2 protein-coding genes and 3 pseudogenes are annotated in these 3,895 nt (G+C 36.9%); 4 read left to right on the top strand and 1 reads right to left on the bottom strand.

Going from position 1 to position 3,895, the window contains the following annotated elements:
- Positions 1–64 precede the first annotated feature (64 nt).
- From RWO85_RS09845 to RWO85_RS09830, 4 genes and pseudogenes are all read left to right on the top strand, one after another.
- A pseudogene (locus RWO85_RS09845) lies at positions 65–236 on the top strand (PhrA family quorum-sensing system peptide).
- Between the two features lie 449 nt (positions 237–685).
- Positions 686–2,701 carry a DUF1430 domain-containing protein gene (locus RWO85_RS09840; protein ID WP_314415645.1) on the top strand — a complete coding sequence of 672 codons (2,016 nt, stop codon included), beginning with the start codon at positions 686–688 and terminating at the stop codon, positions 2,699–2,701.
- 1 nt (position 2,702) lies between these two features.
- On the top strand, positions 2,703–3,335 hold the full coding sequence (locus RWO85_RS09835) for an ABC transporter ATP-binding protein (protein ID WP_314415643.1): 633 nt from the start codon (positions 2,703–2,705) through the stop codon (positions 3,333–3,335).
- Between the two features lie 140 nt (positions 3,336–3,475).
- Positions 3,476–3,634 (top strand): annotated as a pseudogene (locus RWO85_RS09830) (competence protein ComA); the annotation flags it as partial.
- 180 nt (positions 3,635–3,814) lie between these two features.
- On the opposite strand, the pseudogene RWO85_RS09825 reads toward RWO85_RS09830, so the two are convergent.
- A pseudogene (locus RWO85_RS09825) lies at positions 3,815–3,895 on the bottom strand (lipid hydroperoxide peroxidase); the annotation flags it as partial.

Below are 3,895 nucleotides of genomic sequence, written 5' to 3'. Positions count from 1 at the left end.
AAAATGCTTGGCTAAATAAAATATATCTGTTAAAATAAAAACAAGGAAACAGAAAAGGGTTTCATTGCATGAGAAAAAACGTGGAATTCAAAAACTAGCTATATTAGCATTACTAGGTGTTTTTACGTTTAGTAACACAATTCCTTACCAACAGTTATTCAGAAGAATAGACAATTGGAAGTTCGAGTACAATCACAAAAAAATCGAATGGACTTGATGTTGGAAAGGCAGATTGATTTCGTATTACTTTAAAATTCAACTATTTAGAGAAAGGTATTCTGATGAGAGCTTGTAACAATACCAGATAGATATAAGAATGGAAATGTTTGATAAAATGCTTTCATAGCTAACCAACTGTTGAAAATTATGAGTTACAAAGTCTAAAGTATTTAAGATTAGTTTATAAAATTAGGTCTCTGCCTGTAGAAAGGAACGTGCAGTTAGAAAGGAGGAAAAAATAGGATACTATAATTCAGACTGAGATTTCTAATTAAAATATGTAGTTGCATTTCGCTCATTTTCATAATATTTCATTTAGAGGAGTAATAATATGTTAAAATTTAGATTTGATGCGGGATGGTAAAGAATAATTGAAGAAGATTCTTTTATCAATAGTTTAGTAAGCTTGTTAGTTTATAGAGAACAGGGATATTTCTGCCCTCTATTTTAGAATAAGGAATGCACTATGAAAAAATTATTTATACTCATATCCAACCTGCTTGCTAGTTTGTTCTTTGTTTGGGTATTTACCATTTGGACTGATACATATGTCTCCCATTATTACCCCAACGTTGTTGTACGTGATTCTTCCCCTGAAACAACTTTTCAGCATGTTGCTACACGCTTGGAAAAACTAGCAGAAGAAACGGATAGCTTTATTGCGATTCAACACCAAGATCCTAACTCAGAAGGTACTACAGTTTTTTCTTATACGACCTTTGGGGACGGAAAGTTGCCTGATGGGCTTCAGGAAAAAAATCTAGAAGATGCTCAAAGTAGTAGTGTTGAAACAAACTATTTTGTATTCGATGGAAACCTAGATATTCACTTGCTAAGGGAGGAGCTAAGTCAACTTGGCTTGACTAATATGCACCTGACAATTCCATCTAAACTATCTACGTTAATGGCTATCTTTAGTAACGGATTTCAGTTAATCAGTCTATTGATTTTCATCTTAACCTTTGTAGCACTGACTTTAATTAGTCAAATTAGCCAATTACGGTCGTCGGGCATTCGCCTCATTTCAGGAGAGAAACGGTGGTCCATTTTCCTTAGACCAGTTGGTGAGGATTTGAAAGGGATAGCTGTTGGTTTCAGTTTAGCTGGCGTGCTCGCCATTCTTATGCAAAAAATTCTGTCGCTTCCAACGCAATCCCTAATGACCATAGGAGAAGGCTTGCTCAGTTATAATCTCATCTTGTTGTCGATCTCCCTGTTTTTCGCTCAACTTTTCGCAGTTGGAATAAAAAAGATACACCTGATGCAGATTATAAAAGGGCAAGTGCCTGTCAGAGGAATCATTAGTTTGATTTTAATCGGTCAACTATTAGCGATTATTATTGTAACGCTGGGAATAGGGAGTAGCTTAAAGTATTCCCAAGCCTGGCAACAGCATCGGATTGGACAAGAGGCTTGGAGCCAGGAAAGGCAACTGATTACCCTATCAATCAGCCGTGAAGGAACGAGTCCTGGTTTTGATGAACAAGCTCAAAGGAAACTCAGAACTTGGTATCAATTGATGGATCTGGCTGTTTCAGAACAAAAGGCTTTCTTATCTAGACACCAGTTAATTGACCGTACTTTGCAAAATGGCATGGCTTCCTCCAAAAACTTGACAACCTCTACAGAATGGCACGATTACAGCCCGAATGGCAATGTCCTTATCGTCACACCGCAATACTTGGAGCGTCAAAACATTTCTGTAGATACAACTATTGAGCAAAAGATGAATCACCTTGATGTAGGGGAGTTTGTCTTATTGCTGCCTGAACACCTCCGTTCAGAGGAAGAACATTATAAATCTGTTTTTGAAGACGACTTAACCAGTCGCATGTCTAGTCGAGATGAACGACAGCAAATGACTGCTACGGTAGGTTATTTGGAATCAGGTCAGGATCGTTTTGTGTATAATACGACCCCTATTTCTTACCAGCAGTTTTTGAAAGATCCAATCATCATTGTTATAACACCCCAATCAACTGGTCCACAGTCCGTTTTGTTTTGGGTAGACGCAGTACAGAACTACGTTCTCTTTAATCAATTGTCTGATGCCCAGGAGCTTATCCAGAGACAAGGCATTGAAAATTGGGTCTCAGAAATGCAAACAGGTTACCACAACTACATCACATTATTGGATAATATCCAGAGGGAACGTTGGGTAATGCTAGCAGGAGCTGTGCTTGGGATTGCAACTTCAATCTTGTTGTTTAACACTATGAATAGGCTCTACTTTGAAGAATTTAGACGTGCCATTTTTATCAAACGCATTGCAGGTCTCAGGTTCTTAGAAATCCATCGCACTTATCTCTTTGCTCAACTGGGTGTGTTTTTACTGGGATTTGTTGCGAGTGTATTTTTTATGGTAGAGATAGTAGTTGCTTTCTTAGTCTCGTTACTCTTTACTGGTCTATCTCTTTTACAGTTACATGTCCAAATGCAGAAAGAAAACAAGATGTCCATGCTTGTTTTGAAGGGAGGTTAATATGATTGAACTTAAACAGGTGAGTAAATCTTTTGGAGAACGAGAGTTATTTTCGAATCTTTCAATGACATTTGAGGCTGGAAAAGTCTATGCCTTAATTGGTTCAAGTGGTAGCGGTAAAACAACCTTGATGAACATGATTGGGAAATTAGAATCTTATGATGGGACGATTTTTTACCGAGGTAAAGACTTGGCCAATTATAAATCGAGTGATTTTTTCCGTCACGAATTGGGCTACCTCTTCCAGAACTTTGGCTTAATTGAAAACCAAAGTATTGAAGAAAATTTTAAGCTAGGTCTCATTGGTCAAAAGTTGAGTCGGTCGGAACAGCGGTTGAGGCAGAAGCAGGCTTTAGAACAGGTCGGCCTGGCTTATCTTGACCTAGATAAGCGCATCTTTGAGTTATCGGGCGGAGAATCGCAACGGGTTGCCTTGGCAAAAGTTATCTTAAAGAATCCACCCCTTATTCTGGCAGATGAGCCAACAGCTTCAATAGACCCAGCAACCTCTCAGTTGATTATGGAGATTTTGCTATCTCTTCGAGATGATAATAGGCTAATCATTATCGCAACACATAATCCGGCAATTTGGGAGATGGCTGATGAAGTGTTCACGATGGATCGTCTGAAATAAAAATCCTTGTTTTTAATTGCACGATGAGTTACTGAAATATTATCATGAATCAATAATTGGAGTTAATTTAGAATTGTACTTTATTAATATTGAGGTAACTTTTTCTTGATAAAGGAAGAAATAGTGGAGAGGAAGTTAGATTGAAAAAATTCGACAATTATATTATTGAGAAGCCTTGCGATTCTAATTTAGATAAACTGTAAAAAATCTTAATAATTGAAAGTTTGGTAGATGATATTTTGCAATTTTCTATCAGAATCAATAATAGTGTAGGAGAGATTTTCCTCCTACAACTGTTTCAAAAGAAATATTTACCCATTGGGAGAAGATGTTGCAGTGGATAATGTGTTACTCACTGAAAAATATAATTTTCAACTAAAAGATTTTGAAGGATTCATTTCAAAATAAACAATAATTAAAGAATAACAAAAATCCTCCGTTTCAAAGAGTAGGGAACTCTTTGTGACAGAGGATTTTTTCTATAGGGATTTAGTAGCTGCAATTGCGGCTTCGAAGTTTGGTTCAGAGTTGATATTGTCCACGTATTCAACGTAGCGAAT

This window comes from uncultured Streptococcus sp. (genome assembly GCF_963521865.1).
Classification (GTDB): Bacteria; Bacillota; Bacilli; order Lactobacillales; family Streptococcaceae; genus Streptococcus.
This window is presented reverse-complemented; position numbering and strand designations above follow the sequence as displayed.